We start from the raw sequence: 16,178 nt of genomic DNA, 5'->3' as shown, positions 1-16,178 counted from the left end.
TATGATAAATTATCTAATGAATAAATTCTCAAAATAAAAAACAATAAAAGTAATATTCTTTAAAAATAAATGTATTTAGTATTAAAAATTTAGGGTATATTCAAGAAACATAGTTTTTAATACTATAGTAACTTATGGAGGAATTAATATGAAAAATATTTTAGATACAATAGGTAATACGAGCTTAGTTAGACTTAATAATATAGGTAATGGAAATATATATGTAAAGATAGAAAAAGAAAATCCAGCAGGATCAGTAAAAGATAGACCAGCATACCAAATGATAAAAGGAGCTATAGAAGATGGCAAATTAAAAGAGAGTATGAAAATCGTAGAACCAACAAGTGGTAACACAGGGATAGCAATATCTATGATAGGTAAAAATTTGGGATATCCAGTAACTATAGTAATGCCGGCCTCAATGTCTGTAGAAAGAAGAAAATTGATGCAGTCTTATGGATCTGAACTAATATTGACAGGAGAAGGCGGAATGCAAGCTGCCGTAGATAAGGCGAAAGAACTTGAAGCGACAGGCGAATACTATATGCCAAACCAATTTAAAAATAAATATAATGCAGTTGCACATGAAAAAACAACAGGGCCTGAAATATATGACGAGCTACCTGAAATAAAAGGATTTATCGCTGGAATTGGAACTGGAGGTACAGTTACAGGAGTTGGGCACTACCTAAAAGATAAAGACCAAAGTATAAAAGTTTGGGGATTAGAACCTGAAGAATCACCGCTCCTAACTAAAAATATAGCTGGGCCACATAAGATTCAAGGTATAGGAGCTAATTTTATACCAGAAGTTTTAGACAGAAAAGTTTTAGATAATGTCGTAACAGTTAAAGGAGAAGAAGCCATTGAAATGGCAAAGAGACTTTCGAGAGAAGAAGGAATTTTAGTAGGCATCTCATCAGGAGCTAATGTAGTTGGAGCTTTAAAAATGCTAGAAGAAGTCCAAGGACCTATAGTAACAGTGTTGCCTGATACAGGAGAAAGATATATATCAACAGAGTTATTCGACTATGAGTAAGTTTATTAAAACATTAATAGAACATGGAGATTTTATTTTAAAAAAAGATCCAGCATGTAAAAGTAGATTTGAAGCAATATTTTTGTATCCAATAGTTAGAGCTATGGTATATCATAGAATAGCACATCACTTTTACAAGAAAGGTAACACTTTAATTGCAAGATGGATTTCACAAAAAAGTAGGAAAAAAACTGGCATAGAAATTCATCCAGGAGCTAAAATAGGAAAAAATTTATTTATAGACCATGCAATGGCAGTTGTGATAGGAGAAACTGCAGAAATAGGAGATAATTGTCATTTTTACCATAATATAACACTTGGTGGAACGGGAAATGAGAAAGAAGAAAAACGACATCCATCAATTGGAAACAATGTAATTATCGGAACAGGAGCAACAGTTTTAGGACCAGTTAAAATTGGAGACGGAGCAAAAATTGGAGCAGGAGCAATAGTTTTAATAGATGTTCCGGCTGGGAAGACAGCAGTTGGATTACCTGCCAAAATAGTTGATTAAAATAGAGAGGAATATTCCTCTCTACTTTTGTAAATCTTAATAATTTTACTTGAATAAGTAATAGAAAAATTGATATAATCTAAAAGTTATTAATGTGGGAGAATCTAGAAGTTGTAATAGTGTATTCCATAACCAAAAGAAAGAGGATTAAATTTGTGAAATATATAAAAATAAATAATAAAAATTCTAAGCTTAAAATTTTAAATTTGGGATTAGCATCTTTAATGCTAAGTGGAGTTGTATTTACTACGCCAAATTTTGTAAACGCAATGGAAACTACAACTGCAGCAGTTGTAGAAGCTAAAAAAGAAATAGATATTAACGATTATGATATTATAGAAAGTTATACAACCATAGTTACTGATGCAAATTTAAAAGTATATAGAACTAAAGCGGCAGGAGAAGTTGTTAAAACAGCTGAAAATCCTGTGACTCTTTTCGGAGCTACGTGGCCACAATTATTAGGATATCGTGAGTTTAAAGCACAAGAAAAAGAAAATTGGATTTTTAAAGGTTGGAGATTTGAACAAAAATATAAAGGTCAAGAACTGTGGAATAGAAAAGATGCATTAAACCGCTATTCATTTACAAACACTCATGAGCATTGGACTGAAGAATATAAGTATATAGAAGGCGATACAATATCTGTAAATAGGATAACTACTTATGGAGAAACAGTTGGAAATCCAATGGAATATAAAATTTATGCCGACTACAACCCAACAATAATAGTTTCTACATCTAAAGAAGGAGAAATAACAAATCTTACAGATAAACCTGAAGAGATAGAATATCACGGAAATAAAAATTATGAGATTAAAGCGCCAGAAGGCTATGAAATAGAAAGTGTAATATTAAATGGAGAACCAATTCAAAATATTAAAAATGTTAAAACATATACTCATGAATTTAAAAATGTAATTGAACCACAAAAATTACATGCAAATTTAGTTAAGGTTAAAAATCAAGAACCACCAAAAGCACCAAAAGAAAAAGAAAATGTGAAACCTAACAAACCAGTTGTTCCTAAACAAGAAGAAAGAGACAACAGTTGGATAAGATTAGATATAACACATTTAAGCCCAACAAAACTACTACCACCACAAGGGAAAGTGGATAAAAAAGTTGAAAATGTGGAAATTCATGAAGCATACATGAAAGGATATCCAGATGGAACAATAAAACCACAAGGTTTGGTTACAAGAGCAGAAGCAGCAGCATTGGTGGCAAGATTAGAAAAGTTAAGTCTAACAGATACAACAAAATCAATGTTTAAAGATGCGGAAGATAACGCATGGTATACTCCATATATAAATGCAGTAGTTAATAAGAACTTACTATTAGCAGATGAAGATGGGAACATCAGACCAAACGAACCAATCACAAGAGCTGAGTTCGTAAGAATGTTAGCTCCAATAGATAAAAAGAATTCAACAGCATCAATATTTGCAGATATTAAGGGACACAAATTCGAAGCTGAAATAAACCAAGAATTTGGAAATAAAGTAATTGAAGGCTATGAGGATGGAACATTTAGGCCAGAAGGAAAAATTACAAGAGCAGAAACTACAGCTATGTTAAATAGAAAATATGATAGAGTTGCAGATGCAGATGGAATGGTGATGGATTACAAGGCAAAAATAGCTAAGTTTACAGACCTTGATGAGTCTAGCTGGTACTATTTTGAAATGATTGATGCAACAAATACTCATAAACTAACAAGAAGAGACACTAAAGATAAATACGGCAGAACAAACACAATCTGGAAAGAAATCATAAAAGAAGATGTGAAATAATATAAATATAATGCAGAGCTTAGGCTCTGTATTTTTATGGAATAAAATTAAACTTGTAGATAGGAATACAGATTAAAAATAGGGTGCGCAAGAGCGAAGTGAAGCCGTACCGTTTATAGTATAAGAAGGAAAAAAGGATAAGTTTTGTTGAAATATTTATATGATGATTGTTAACGAGTATTTTATGTTTCAACAATGATAGGGGCTTTTGTTTGGAGAATATATGCAAAAGGGCATCACTGTGTTTGTGCGTACCCTAAAAATTATTATATGTTTGTTTCAACAACAATACTTGTCTTTTTATAGGGATTACACAAAACTGCCACATATTCGTGTAATCCCTACAGCTTATAGATTTTTTTGTTCCAACATACCAGTTAAATCAATCTTTTCTGAATTTATAATATTCAAATTTGCTTTAATAAGAAATGCTATTGCAAGTAACAATAAAATAATTATAAATGATAATCCTAATAGATTGTCTACTTTTATTGAAACATGCCTATTTAATATCAAAATTAAGGCCATCAAAGGATATGAAAAATTTTTTAGTCTATATACAGAGTAAAATAGTTCATTGCACAATAAGACAATGATTATCCACATCACATTAGCTAAATAAGTTTGAGGCATTACAAGACCATTAAATAATATATCTGCTAACATAGAAACTACCAAAATTGAAACAACAATTTTAAATTTTGTTCTCACACAAGTTAAATAAATTTGCTTAGGAGTTATTGGAAGTCCTATGAGAGCAAGAGGAGCAAATCCATTTTCGTAAAATGTAAGTATTGCCATAGTGATGAACAATACATTATAGTTTAGCCCAGAAGTTATATAGTCAAGCCCATTAAGAGAAATATACACAATAAAAATTAATATTGAAAATGGACTTAATGATGACCACTTTAGTTTATTTACAATATTAATAGAATTTAGATTTTTCTCTAAAGAAGATTTATATCTTAATCTACCTTTAAATGTATTTCTGCGTTTTTTAGATTTCTTTTCTTTAATCCACCCCCAATTTAAAAATACAATCAGAACATAGAAAGCTAAAATAAATATTGTACTTCCTAAAAAGTAACTTGTTCTATCCAAAAATCTAATAGATAAACCAAGCAAAGGATTTATAAGCAAATATAATATAAAATTCATAAAACCATTGCTAAAAGTTCCATTTTTATTTTCAAAATGAGCCATTTTAAATAGTACTGCCATGATAGATATACTTGTAAATATATAACACAAATTTAAAGATAAAGGTAAATCCAAAAACCATTCATACAATAAAAATGTAGAAATATAGATAATATTGAACATAAAATACAAACAAATTAACACAACTGGATAGAGGTGTATTTTTTGTATCGGCATAGTTGAAAGCACAATTTTATCATAAGGCAAAGATGTAATCAAAAGCATTTGCGTTACAAGACAGCAACATAAAACTATTTTAAGCAACCCAGATTCATGGACCATTTCAGGGTGTAGTATAGTCGCAGATACATTTAAAATTAGAAATCCCAAATATATACAGAACAGAACTACAGAATAAAATTTAGAAGGATAAAGTGTCATTTTAAACATCTTTTTTAAGTCTTTCATATAATATCACCCCTTTGAGGAATTTTAAAATTATAATCTAGCTTTTCAGAATTCACCTTTAATATCTTATATACAATTATCGCAACTAGAATAATCAATAAAACACTATCTATACTTAAAAAAACTTTGGCATTGTAATTTGCAGGTGAAAAGTTTTTAAAAGTTGTTATGAGATAAATGAATGGCAAGAAAAATGCCTCATACTTAAATCTATTTGGCTTGTATACATATTCAAACAGAATTAAGAATGATAGTAACACTGTAAATTGCACTGCATAAGCATTTATGTGAACAGTTTTAATAAAAATATATTCAGCTGCAATATAGAGTGAAGAAACTACTAATATCAAAATAGCTCGTGTCTTAAGAGTGGCTAAATATATTTGTTTTGGAGTGATTGGAAGTCCTATAAGAGAGACAATTCCATTTCCATTTTCATATGCAAACAGAAAAAACAATACAATGTAGAGTAAGAAAAAATTATTTCCGCTTACAAAAGCATCTATTTTAAAAACATACAAAATAGCAGCAAATGTAAAAGCAAGTAAAAAGTGACCTAGTTTTGAATAAGTACTAAATTTAACATGAAGTATTAATTTAGTAATAGACATATTTTCTATTTTTCTTGCATCATTTTTAAGTCTTTTAATTTCTTTTTCAGTAGTTTTTGATCTCTTTAGCTTTTTAATATCTGTCTGCCAAGGGTCGCTCTTAATAGAAACTATTAATATAGTGGTTATTGCAACTACTGCAAAAATTTCAGGCAAGTAAATTATCCAATGTTCATTAATTTCAGGCACATATACCAAAAAACTTGAGAAGAATATTAAGACAACAATTGCGCCTGAAAGAGAACTTAATATGCTTGTCTGGAAGTAACCATAGCTGTTTATAATTCTAAATACATGTATAAACAAGACGATATTTATTAAACCCAAGAACAATCTATTGCTAATATCAAGTTCTGTAAAGTATTCAGAAAGCATTTGAACAACTATGTATGGCACTACCATGCTAAGATTTGCCAGTAGAGATGCAAAACGGTATATCTTTAAATTTATTAAAGGCATACTCTTTAGAATTTCTATACTAGTGGCTAAAGTTGGAGTGAAGAACAACTGAACCGCCATGCATAAAACCATTGCCGAACTCGAAAATATAAAGACTCCAAATCCGCCTCTATCTGTAGGATGGCTAAGTAAATTAACAGAGGCAAAAAATAGATAAATGGAAAATAAAATTCTAAATGGGAATAAAGCATTTATAATTTCCATCTTATACATTTTTTTGAAATCAGACATTGTTTTGTCCTCCATAATACATTATGTCTTGGATAGATGCGTCGCTAAAAGGAACTCCTTTCGGTAAATTTTCTTTAGACACAAGACCTGTAAAGAATGTTTCGTCCTCTTCATAGCCGAGAAAATCACTTTTGTTAAAAGCTCTTGCTTCATCATTATAGACTTTGATTATTTTATAGCTATCTCTTATAGATTCGATATCCTTGGAGAAAACCAATTTACCCTTGTTAATAAAAGTTAAATAGTCTGCGAAAGTTTCTAAATCCTCTGTCAAATGAGTTGAGTAGAGAATTGAGCAGTTTGTTTTGTCTCTATATTCACGCAGAATTTTTAAAGTCTCTTTGCGTACAATTGGGTCCAAGCCTGCAGTTGGTTCATCCATTACTATGAGTTTTGCGTTGTGGCTTAGAGCTAAGGCGATTTGCACCTTCATATTTTGTCCTTTAGATAAATCTTTAAAACTTTTTTCTTTACTTACCTTTAGACGTTTAACCAGTTCATTAAAATATTCTTGGTCGAAATTTGAAAAGACAACTTTGTGTATAGCTTCCATTTTTTCGAGGTTAAAGTTAGGAGGTAATATATTTTGGTCAAAAACAAAACCGATTTTATCTTTGATTTCAACGTTGTTTGATGGAGTGTTTTCCAAACCAAAAATTTTAATCTCGCCACCAGTTGGGAAGATTATGTTCATTATCAAGTTTATTATAGTAGTTTTGCCGGCACCGTTTGGACCTATAAGCCCCATAACATAACCCTCATCAAGAGAAAAACTTACATTTTTAAGTTCAAATCCAAAATCAAAATAATCTTTCGATACATTTAAAAGTTCTAACATAGCACACCTCACAATAAATTTATTATTTCAATAACCTTAGACTTGGAAATACCATGATTTTTTGCATCAATAAGTATTTCAGACAACTTGCCTTCTAGTTCAATCATCTTATACTCTCTAATAGTTTCCAAATTTTGATAATTAACAAAGGTACCCTTACCGGGGACGGTGTAGGAGAGACCTAACTCTTCCATAGTGTCGTAGGCTTTCTTGGCTGTTACCAAAGACACATTCATGCTCTTTGCAAGACTACGTATTGAAGGGAGTGGGTCATCGCTCTTTAACCGACCAGTTAGAATATCATGTTTAAAATTCTCAACTATCTGTAAGTATATAGGTAATTTTTCGTTATTAAATTTTTCCACAAAATCACCTCTCAGTTACAACTGTTATTGCTATTAATTAAATTATAATAACAGTTGTAACAGAAAGTCAAGGATTTAATTAATAATATAAAATTTGTTGTGATATAATTAATTCATGGTTATTAAAGGTTGTAGGGTGAAACTTAGAATTTTTTCACCGAACAGTTTGAAAGAGAAGAGAAGAATTTTAAAATCTTTAATTCAAAGAATGCAAAGTCGCTTTAAAAATGTATCAATTGCAGAAGTTGGAGATAACGATCTATGGCAAAGCGCTATTATAGGTATGGCGATAGTGTCAAAAGATATAAAATATGCAGATGAAGTGATGGATAAGTGTATAGATTTTATAGATGCATTTGGAGAAGTTGAGATTGTGGAGATAGATGTAGAGTATATATGAGAAAAATTTTAACTAAAAAAGAGGCAGATGAGGTTTTAGATTTATTAGAAGAACTACATCCCGACGCAAGGTGTGAATTGGAACACAGAACACCTTTTGAGCTCTTAATAGCAACTATACTTTCTGCGCAGTGTACGGATGTGAGAGTGAATGCTGTTACGGAAGAGCTTTTTAAAGTTGCAAATACCCCAAAAGATTTTGTTGAGATGGGAATTGAAGAGATAAAGAGATGGATAAAACCATGTGGGTTCTATAATAATAAAGCTAAAAATATATTGAGTGCATCAGAAGTATTGATAAGCGAGTACAATTCAGAAATTCCAACGACCATAGAAGAGCTTATGCAGTTGCCTGGAGTTGGTAGAAAGACGGCAAATGTTGTTGCATCAAATTGTTTTGGAGTGCCTGCTATAGCAGTTGACACCCATGTATTTAGACTTTCTAACAGAATTGGATTTGTAAATGAAAAAGATGTAGAAAAGACAGAACTTGCGCTCCAAAGGAAAATAGACAAAAAGAGATGGACTTTGGCTCACCACACTCTTATATTTCATGGTAGAAGAGTTTGTAAGGCGAGAAAACCGTTATGCGAAAATTGTAATATAACGGAATATTGTAGACATTATTTGGGAGGAGATAATGGTTGATAAAGTTTTAGAAAAATTAAAAGACAAAAAAATCCTCTCGGCAGTTTGTGTTGGAGTTTTATTTTTAATTTCTTTAATATATTATAACTATGAAATTAAAAATATCGATATACACAGCGGAGTGGGAATAGCGGGGATAAATATTTCAAATTTATCTAAAGAAGAGGCATTGAAAAAAGTTTCAGAACAAAAGCTAGAAGAGTTAAAAACTAAAAAAATGTCATTTTTACTTGAAGATAAGACTATAGAAATACCATACGAAAAGCTTGGATACCATGTAGATATTGAAAGGGCAGTGGATAAAGCTTATTCAGTGGGACGGACTGGAAATATATTGGTAGATTATTTCAACATAGTCACACCGTTTTTTAGAAAAAATATTGAGCTAAATGAAAAATTTGACGTGAGCAGCTTAGATAGATCTGTAGCTTACTTGGTGGATAAAGTGTTTAAAGAACCAGTTAATGCAGATGTAGTGACTACAGAAGATAAAGCATTTAAAGTTGTTGCATCAGAAACAGGAAGATTCTTAGACGCACAAGTCACAAGAGATAGTATTTTATCAAACATAAGTAAAAATGAAATAGTGCAGTTGAAAGTAAACACTTCATATCCAAAGATAACTGAAGAAAAATTTGAGGGTATAGATGCAATCTTAAGTGAATTTACCACAGATTACTCAAGTTCTGCACAAGGCAGAAAAGAAAATGTGGCAATAGGTTCAGGATTTTTCAACGGATTGGTAATAGATCCAGGTCAAAATATTTCATTTAACGGAACTGTGGGAGAAATTTCAGTAAAAAATGGTTTTCAAAAAGCCGGAGTTTTGGTGAATGGAGAGTTGGAGCAAGGCGTTGGCGGTGGAATTTGTCAAGTGTCTACAACACTATACAATGCACTTTTATTATCAAATATTCAAATAGACGAAAGACATAACCACACCAGACCTATAGCATACGTAGATATAGGAACAGATGCGGCAGTAGTTGAAGGCTATAAAGATTTAAAATTTACTAATAACCTAGCGCACAAGATTTATCTAAAGGCAGAAGCTGATGGGAAGAAGTTAACTTTCCAAGTTTTTGGAAACAAGGCTGATAAAATATATGATGTTGAAATATTTACAAAACTTTTGGGCTCAGAAGAACCAAGGACAATCACAAAATACACTTCCAAGCTTTATGAAGATGACAAAGAAGTCGAATCCTCAGGAGCAAAAGGTTATTCTTACGCAACGTATAAAAAGTTAAAAAAGGGAGAAGAAGAAAAGACAGAAAAGATTTCAAACTCCTATTATTTACCAAAAGACAAAGTAATATTAGTTGGAACAAAAGAGAGAGATAGCTCAAAAGATAAAAATAAAGACACAAAAGAAATCGCATCAAGAAAAGAAAAAAGCAAAAAGACAGTGGATTAAAACTCCATTGTCTTTTTTTTCTGTAATATATTAAATAAAGTTGTGTCGTTGTAGATAAATGTTTCATTTGGTAGCGACTTTAGATACTGTTCGACGATTTCTCGTATAGTTCCGAACTTATCATTGTTAGGTGTTTCGGTAGAAGAAATTATTTTTTGAACAGAGGAGTTTCTTAGTGGACCTCTATCGCAAGTTAAATAATTCATTCTGTATTGGTTCATGCCAATTGTGAGCACGTCTGAATCTAAAATTGGTTCCCCGGAGAGATATTGCAAATCAATAACTATGTCCTCTCTACTCAAATCGAGATTGTATTTAATATTTCCAAATATATCCAAGGTCTTATACTTAAATCGAGCACGTCTTTCTGAAATTTCAACATTGCCGTCAACTAATGAAAAATATCTGTAGCTCCAGTTGATATATTTTCTGAGTTGTTCTCCGGTTATCTTATAGACTGTTATTTCTCCACCGGTATAAGAATATATTTTAGATAGCTTGCTAAGAGTTAGTGGGCCATTTTTCAATACGGGGTTTTTAAAGTCAAATTGAAATGCCATTACATCACATGGATAGTATGATTTTATCGCATGGGTAAACAGATGAATTAGCGGGCCATCTTCCAAGTCGTAGTCATAGTCACCTTCCACGTTTTCTAAGTAGCCAATGACTCTACAAATGTTGTCGTAGATACTACGGTGAAAAGGGAGTAGCTTTTCCAATAAATCTGAATCGGGATAGAAATTTTTAGTCTGTATCAGCTTTGAACTCTTATTTGTGAGAATCTTATTTGAAAATTCAAGCTCTATAAGGGAGACAGACTTTGCATAAGCACCTGGTTGGGTGATTAGTGTGTCGCCTATATATCTTCTTTCTATCTCTTCGTGGGTATGTCCCGCTATGACAATGTCAAATGGAATTTGTAAGTCTTTTAAAATTGACTCAACTCCTGTATGCTCAATCGAATTTTCGTTTGTCATGCCGACATGAAAAAGGCCGATTATCACATCAGCTTTGGATTTGATTTCGGGCATTATTTTATTTAGGGTATCGACAGGATCTGTTATTGGTGGGTGAGACAACGTGTCGTTCCCAAAAGAATTTACCATCAGTGTATCAATACCAACAAATGCAATTTTAATCCCATCTCGTTCTATAATTTTATACGACTCCATAATTGGATGGTCTATATTTGCAATTAAGGCAGTGTTTTTAAATGCAGACACATTTTTTAAGAGAATTTCTTCTCCAAAGTTGAATTCGTGGTTTCCCATATTCCATATATCATATCCTATGTCGTTAATGGACATGATTGCGGGGTTATATTTATTTACGAAGTTTTCTACAAAGTTACCTTGTATCAAATCGCCATTGTCTATGATTATGGAATTTTCATCTGCAAGTGAATTTATAAGTGTTTTTATGTGGCAAATTGAAGAGTTTGACTCAGACATATTTCTATAGTCATAGGGATATAATTTGCCATGTATATCAGTTGTTGCAAAAATTTTTATCATATTTAAAATTCCTTTCATACTAAATTTAACATAATATAAAAAATTTTTAAAGGTGTGTTTAATATGGTAAAATTATTAGAGATTAGGAGGATGTCATGGGAAAAAGTTTAATCTTAGCTGAAAAACCTTCAGTGGCAAGAGATATTGCAAGAGTGCTTAATGTAAATGGAAATAGAAAGGGATATTTAGAATCGGATGAAAAAATAGTAACTTGGGCACTTGGACATCTGGTAACTTTAGCTACACCGGAAGAATATAATAAAACTTATGAAAAATGGAGAGCAGAAGATTTGCCTATAATTCCGGAACAAATGAAATTAAAGGTGATTCAATCTTCAAAAGCTCAATTTAATATAGTAAAAGAACTTATAAATAGAAAAGATGTTTCAGAAATTGTAATAGCAACTGACGCAGGAAGAGAGGGCGAACTGGTTGCAAGGCTTATTTTAAAGATGAGCGGAAATAGAAAACCTCTAAAGAGACTTTGGATTTCATCTGTAACTGATAAGGCAATAAGAGAGGGATTTAAAAATCTAAAGCCGGGAGATAACTATTTGAATCTATATAGCTCTGCAGATGCTAGAAGCCAAGCAGACTGGATTGTTGGGATAAATGCAAGCAGAGCCCTTACTGTTAAACACAATGCGAGTTTATCGTGCGGTAGGGTGCAAACTCCAACTCTGAATCTAATAAAGATTAGAGAAGATGCTATAAATAGTTTTAGAGAGGAAGAATACTACAGCCTTAGCATAATGGCGGGTGGTGTTGAATTCAAACCTGTAAAGGCTAAAAATTATAGTGATAAGAAAGAAATAGAGGGAGTAAAAAATAAATTTGGAAATAGCATAGAAATTAAAGAGATAGATACCAAGACTAAAAAGAAATATCCATCTCAACTTTACGATTTAACAAATTTACAAAAAGATGCTAACTCTAAATTTGGATATTCAGCAAAAGAAACTTTGAGTTTAATGCAAACTCTTTATGAAAGACACAAAGTCTTAACTTATCCTAGAACGGATTCAAGATATTTAACAGAAGATATTGTACCGACTTTGGAAGATAGGCTTAGCGCAATTAATATAAAAAATTATAGAGAAGATATACGTGAGATAAGAAAAAATGGAATTAAGGCATCAAACAGATTTGTAGATGACAAGAAAGTTTCAGACCATCATGCGATAATTCCAACAGAGGAGCCTGTGAGGATTGAGGAACTTAGCGACAAAGAGTTTAAAATATTTGATTTGGTAGTTAAGAGATTTATAGAAAATCTATTGCCACCGGAGGAATATTCAGAAACTACAATCACAGCAATGGCTGGGGATGTTGAGTTAAAAGCCAAGGCAAATGAGTGTAAACTTGAAAAGGGAAAGGTTAGAATAGATGAGGTAAAGATAAACATTCACCACACTAGACAACCTGAATATTATAACGAAGGAACACTTCTGCTTGCTATGGAAAATCCTACTTCGGCAGTTAAGGATTTGTCGGGAAAAGAGACAAAAATTTTAAAATCTACCGGTGGAATAGGGACAGTTGCCACTAGGGGTGATATAATAGAGAAACTCTATAGTGCTGATTTAATAGAAAATGTAGATGGAAAAATAAAGATAACTTCAAAGGGAAGACAACTTTTAGAAATAGTTCCTGAGCAGTTAAAGAGTCCTAAAATGACAGCTGATTGGGAGCAAAAGCTACTTAGTATTGAAAAAGGCGAATTAAAAGCTGAAGAGTTTTTAAAAGAGATAAAAGGCTACTCTAAAGAGAGCGTTGGGGAGATATTAAACTCTGAAAAACAGTATAGACACCAAAATGTGACCACTACAAAGTGTGAAATATGCGGAAAGCCAATGCTTAAAGTGAATAGAAAAGATAAAGAAATGATAATATGTCAGGATCCTAATTGTAGTGGAAGAAAAGCTATATCAGTTATGACAAAATCAAGGTGCCCTAATTGTCATAAGAGATTGAAACTTGTCATGGATAGTGGACAATATATTTGCGAAACTTGTGGCTATAGAACTTCAAAAGAGTCTATGGAGAAGAAATTTAAAGAAAAGGCAAACCAACCTAAGAAGGGTGAAATTAAGAAATTTTTAAACAAACAAGAAGACACCAGTATAAACAATTCACTTGGAGATCTTTTAAAGGGACTGAAGTTAGATGAGTAGAAAAGATTCAATATACCAAAAGCTTATGGTAGAAGGGCGAACTGACTTTGCAGAATATAGGGCAGTGGAAGATAGAACGGGAACGGAAGAATTATTAAAAGCAGTCATGGACTACTATGAACGTGACAAAGAATCAATCGAAGAGTTTACAGAGTATTTTAAATATCATAGAGCAGAAAATATATGGAATGAATTTACGAGTAGACTATTTTCTTTAGAAGATTTTAAAGAAGATAAATTAGTAGGACTTTCAATTTTACTTATGAGAGATACAAAAAGTATTGAAGCTATAAAATTCGGTATGTTATTGACACAACTTTACATACTGAATAATGTATCAGCAGCATTTAAACTCATTGCAGATTTGGCGGTATTAGATGAATTCTATGAGTTAGGAATAGAAACATTGAAGAGTGTTAGAATTTTTCCAGTTATAAGAGATAGTATAAACAGAAAGAGGGACTATGAAACTAGGTAGACACAAATTAACAGTAAAAAAAGCAAGACCGAATGTAATACTTACTGATGGTAGAGAAGAAATTGAATTAAAAGAAAAGAGAGACCTTGAAGTTGGCGAAGTGGTTAGTGCATTTATTTACGACACTTCAAAAGACAGAAGAGTTGCAACTTTAGACAAGCCATATATAGAAGTTGGCGAAATTAAAGAATTAAAGGTAGTTGGAAAGGCTGGAGTTGGATACTTTGTAGATATCGGTCTTGATAAAGATATATTCCTACCATACCAAGAAAGAGCCGGCAGAATAGACGTTGGAGGTTCATATCTAATGGCTCTTTATATAGACAAGTCAGATAGATATTGTGTAACTATGAATATAAAAGAAAAGCTTAAGAAAAATGATAAGTTCAAAGTGAACGATATTGTAAAAGGTACAATATATCTTTTAGATGCAAGAGGAGCTCATGTTGCCATAGATGGAAAATATGACGGACTTGTTTTAAAAGAAGAACTTAAAGGAATTTATAAAGTTGGGGACGAAGTTGAAGCTAGAATTCAAAGAATTTTAAAAGACAACAGAATCACTCTAACACTTAGAGAAAAAGCATATAAGCAAATGCACTCAGATGCTGATATGTTGCTTGAGATGATAGAAGACAACGATGGAGTTCTAAACATTGGAGATAAGACTGACCCTGAGATAATAAAGGCAGTTACAGGACTTTCAAAATCAGCTTTCAAGAGAGCTGAAGGAACTCTTTATAGATTGAGAAAGATAGATTTATATCCTAATAAGATTGAGTTGAGACATGGACGTTAAGATTATAGATTTTGATCATAAGGGAAGAGGATTTGGCAGATACGAAGGCAAATCATTATTTTTAGACGGTGGCGTAATAGGAGACACCGTCTCTTTTGAAGTTACGGAGTCGAAAAAGAAATTTGATATAGGTAGAATAACAGAAATCATAGAACCGTCTATAGATAGAGTTGAGTCAAAATGCCCATATTCTAAAAAATGCGGAGGATGTGACTTTTTAGAATATAAATATTCTATGCAAAAGAAGTGGAAGAGAGACAATGTGTCTGCGACTATGCAAAAAATAGGTGGAGTGGATACTAAGGTAGAGCCTACAATAGGTATGGAAAACCCATTTTATTATAGAAATCACATTCAGCTCAAAGTAGAAGATGGCAAATTGGGATACTACGCCAAAAACAGCAATACACTTGTTGAAGTGAAAAGATGTTTGATAGCTGAAAAAGAGATGAACAAAGCAATAGACGTTTTAAGAAATTGGAAAGACCTTAAAAGTGTTGACGAGATAGTAGTCAGACAAAACAATGTGTCAGAGCTTATGATTGTACTTATAACCAAGACAGAAGTCAAAAAAGTGAATGGACTTTTAAGTGAGTTATTGGATTTGAATTTGAAGAGTTTATTTATAAATTACAGAAAGAATTCAAGATTTAGATTTGGAAGAGAATTTAAAAAAGTATACGGAGAAGATTATATTGAAGATGAACTATGCGGATTTAAATTCAGACTTTCAGCAGAATCATTTTTCCAAGTAAACAGAATTCAAACAGAAAAACTATACAAAACAGCGGTAAACTATATGGAAATCAAGCCTGATGATGTGGTTATGGACTTGTATAGCGGAATAGGTTCGATAAGTTTGTTGATGACAGGAGCAAAAGAAGTTGTCGGTGTGGAAGTTGTTGGGGCGGCGGTTGAAAACGCTAGACAAAACTCAGAACTAAACGGCAAATATAACACTAGATTTATTGCGGGAAAAGTTGAAGATGTGATAGATAAACTGGTTGAAGAAGGCACAAGATTTAACAAAATAATGTTGGACCCGCCAAGAGCTGGTGTTGACGAGAGTGTAATTGAAAAGATAAACGAATTGCAACCAGAGAGAATAGTATACGTTTCATGCAACCCATCCACACAAGCCAAAGACCTAAAGCTTTTCAAAGATTATAAAGTAGAAAAAATCCAGCCGGTTGATATGTTTTGTAACAGCGTGCATTGCGAATGCATCTGCCAGTTGAGCAGGGTTAATTAGAAAAATAAGTGCCAATATGGTTAAGACATA

At 32.2% G+C, this 16,178-nt stretch carries 15 protein-coding genes; 10 read left to right on the top strand and 5 right to left on the bottom strand.

Annotation, left to right across the window (positions count from 1 at the left end; all coding sequences use genetic code 11):
• Positions 1-148 precede the first annotated feature (148 nt).
• The 3 genes from cysK (at position 149) to B8869_RS12020 (ending at position 3,349) form a co-directional block, all read left to right on the top strand.
• Positions 149-1,039, top strand: coding sequence for a cysteine synthase A (gene cysK, locus B8869_RS04895; RefSeq protein ID WP_084230587.1), 891 nt, complete (start codon positions 149-151; stop codon positions 1,037-1,039).
• Complete coding sequence (gene epsC, locus B8869_RS04890; RefSeq protein ID WP_084230586.1) at positions 1,032-1,553, top strand: serine O-acetyltransferase EpsC; 522 nt, start codon at positions 1,032-1,034, stop codon at positions 1,551-1,553. The genes cysK and epsC overlap by 8 nt, the downstream gene beginning before the upstream one ends.
• Positions 1,554-1,708: 155 nt before the next feature.
• Positions 1,709-3,349, top strand: a complete 1,641-nt coding sequence (locus tag B8869_RS12020; RefSeq protein WP_234989749.1) for an S-layer homology domain-containing protein — start codon at positions 1,709-1,711, stop codon at positions 3,347-3,349.
• 348 nt (positions 3,350-3,697) lie between these two features.
• Here the strand turns inward: B8869_RS12020 and B8869_RS04880 are convergent, their stop codons facing one another.
• The 4 genes from B8869_RS04880 to B8869_RS04865 are packed head-to-tail and all read right to left on the bottom strand — an operon-like array spanning position 3,698 to position 7,464.
• Positions 3,698-4,960 carry a hypothetical protein gene (locus B8869_RS04880; protein ID WP_084230585.1) on the bottom strand — a complete coding sequence of 421 codons (1,263 nt, stop codon included), beginning with the start codon at positions 4,958-4,960 and terminating at the stop codon, positions 3,698-3,700.
• A complete protein-coding gene (locus tag B8869_RS04875) occupies positions 4,957-6,261 on the bottom strand; it encodes a hypothetical protein (RefSeq protein WP_084230584.1) in 1,305 nt (434 codons plus the stop codon). The genes B8869_RS04880 and B8869_RS04875 overlap by 4 nt, the downstream gene beginning before the upstream one ends.
• On the bottom strand, positions 6,254-7,099 hold the full coding sequence (locus B8869_RS04870; protein WP_084230583.1) for an ABC transporter ATP-binding protein: 846 nt from the start codon (positions 7,097-7,099) through the stop codon (positions 6,254-6,256). The genes B8869_RS04875 and B8869_RS04870 overlap by 8 nt, the downstream gene beginning before the upstream one ends.
• 8 nt (positions 7,100-7,107) lie before the next feature.
• A complete protein-coding gene (locus B8869_RS04865; RefSeq protein ID WP_200805951.1) occupies positions 7,108-7,464 on the bottom strand; it encodes a GntR family transcriptional regulator in 357 nt (118 codons plus the stop codon).
• A 136-nt stretch (positions 7,465-7,600) separates the two neighbouring features.
• Between B8869_RS04865 and B8869_RS04860 the strand changes: the two genes are divergently transcribed.
• Genes B8869_RS04860 through B8869_RS04850 form a run of 3 tightly spaced genes read left to right on the top strand, consistent with a single transcriptional unit; the run spans position 7,601 to position 9,928 of the window.
• On the top strand, positions 7,601-7,864 hold the full coding sequence (locus tag B8869_RS04860; protein ID WP_234989748.1) for a DUF503 domain-containing protein: 264 nt from the start codon (positions 7,601-7,603) through the stop codon (positions 7,862-7,864).
• Positions 7,861-8,511: an endonuclease III gene (gene nth, locus B8869_RS04855; protein ID WP_084230580.1), complete on the top strand. Its 651-nt coding sequence runs from the start codon at positions 7,861-7,863 to the stop codon at positions 8,509-8,511. Before B8869_RS04860 ends, nth begins: the two co-directional genes overlap by 4 nt.
• Positions 8,504-9,928 (top strand): VanW family protein, encoded by a 1,425-nt coding sequence (locus B8869_RS04850; protein ID WP_084230579.1) that lies wholly within the window; start codon positions 8,504-8,506, stop codon positions 9,926-9,928. The genes nth and B8869_RS04850 overlap by 8 nt, the downstream gene beginning before the upstream one ends.
• Here B8869_RS04850 and B8869_RS04845 read toward each other — a convergent pair.
• Complete coding sequence (locus tag B8869_RS04845; RefSeq protein ID WP_159445239.1) at positions 9,925-11,445, bottom strand: bifunctional metallophosphatase/5'-nucleotidase; 1,521 nt, start codon at positions 11,443-11,445, stop codon at positions 9,925-9,927. The genes B8869_RS04850 and B8869_RS04845 overlap by 4 nt on opposite strands.
• Before the next feature lie 95 nt (positions 11,446-11,540).
• On the opposite strand from B8869_RS04845, the gene B8869_RS04840 reads away from it, so the two are divergent.
• Genes B8869_RS04840 through rlmD form a run of 4 tightly spaced genes read left to right on the top strand, consistent with a single transcriptional unit; the run spans position 11,541 to position 16,148 of the window.
• On the top strand, positions 11,541-13,619 hold the full coding sequence (locus tag B8869_RS04840) for a DNA topoisomerase III (RefSeq protein WP_084230577.1): 2,079 nt from the start codon (positions 11,541-11,543) through the stop codon (positions 13,617-13,619).
• Positions 13,612-14,097 (top strand): hypothetical protein, encoded by a 486-nt coding sequence (locus B8869_RS04835; RefSeq protein WP_084230576.1) that lies wholly within the window; start codon positions 13,612-13,614, stop codon positions 14,095-14,097. The genes B8869_RS04840 and B8869_RS04835 overlap by 8 nt, the downstream gene beginning before the upstream one ends.
• Complete coding sequence (locus tag B8869_RS04830) at positions 14,084-14,896, top strand: CvfB family protein (RefSeq protein ID WP_084230575.1); 813 nt, start codon at positions 14,084-14,086, stop codon at positions 14,894-14,896. The genes B8869_RS04835 and B8869_RS04830 overlap by 14 nt, the downstream gene beginning before the upstream one ends.
• Positions 14,886-16,148, top strand: a complete 1,263-nt coding sequence (gene rlmD / locus B8869_RS04825; RefSeq protein ID WP_084230574.1) for a 23S rRNA (uracil(1939)-C(5))-methyltransferase RlmD — start codon at positions 14,886-14,888, stop codon at positions 16,146-16,148. The genes B8869_RS04830 and rlmD overlap by 11 nt, the downstream gene beginning before the upstream one ends.
• The last annotated feature ends 30 nt before the right edge of the window (positions 16,149-16,178 follow it).

This window comes from Peptoniphilus asaccharolyticus DSM 20463 (assembly GCF_900176115.1).
Lineage (GTDB): Bacteria > Bacillota > Clostridia > Tissierellales > Peptoniphilaceae > Peptoniphilus > Peptoniphilus asaccharolyticus.
The sequence above is the reverse complement of the archived record's forward strand: the minus strand, read 5'-3'. Positions and strand labels throughout refer to the sequence as shown.

Excerpts from the sequence above, each read along its gene's own strand:
- cysK (WP_084230587.1), top strand. The coding sequence starts at position 149 with ATGAAAAATATTTTAGATACAATAGGTAATACGAGCTTAGTTAGACTT.
- epsC (WP_084230586.1), top strand. The coding sequence starts at position 1,032 with ATGAGTAAGTTTATTAAAACATTAATAGAACATGGAGATTTTATTTTA.
- B8869_RS04880 (WP_084230585.1), bottom strand. The coding sequence starts at position 4,960 with ATGAAAGACTTAAAAAAGATGTTTAAAATGACACTTTATCCTTCTAAA.
- B8869_RS04875 (WP_084230584.1), bottom strand. The coding sequence starts at position 6,261 with ATGTCTGATTTCAAAAAAATGTATAAGATGGAAATTATAAATGCTTTA.
- B8869_RS04870 (WP_084230583.1), bottom strand. The coding sequence starts at position 7,099 with ATGTTAGAACTTTTAAATGTATCGAAAGATTATTTTGATTTTGGATTT.
- nth (WP_084230580.1), top strand. The coding sequence starts at position 7,861 with ATGAGAAAAATTTTAACTAAAAAAGAGGCAGATGAGGTTTTAGATTTA.
- B8869_RS04850 (WP_084230579.1), top strand. The coding sequence starts at position 8,504 with ATGGTTGATAAAGTTTTAGAAAAATTAAAAGACAAAAAAATCCTCTCG.
- B8869_RS04845 (WP_159445239.1), bottom strand. The coding sequence starts at position 11,445 with ATGATAAAAATTTTTGCAACAACTGATATACATGGCAAATTATATCCC.
- B8869_RS04840 (WP_084230577.1), top strand. The coding sequence starts at position 11,541 with ATGGGAAAAAGTTTAATCTTAGCTGAAAAACCTTCAGTGGCAAGAGAT.
- B8869_RS04835 (WP_084230576.1), top strand. The coding sequence starts at position 13,612 with ATGAGTAGAAAAGATTCAATATACCAAAAGCTTATGGTAGAAGGGCGA.
- B8869_RS04830 (WP_084230575.1), top strand. The coding sequence starts at position 14,084 with ATGAAACTAGGTAGACACAAATTAACAGTAAAAAAAGCAAGACCGAAT.
- rlmD (WP_084230574.1), top strand. The coding sequence starts at position 14,886 with ATGGACGTTAAGATTATAGATTTTGATCATAAGGGAAGAGGATTTGGC.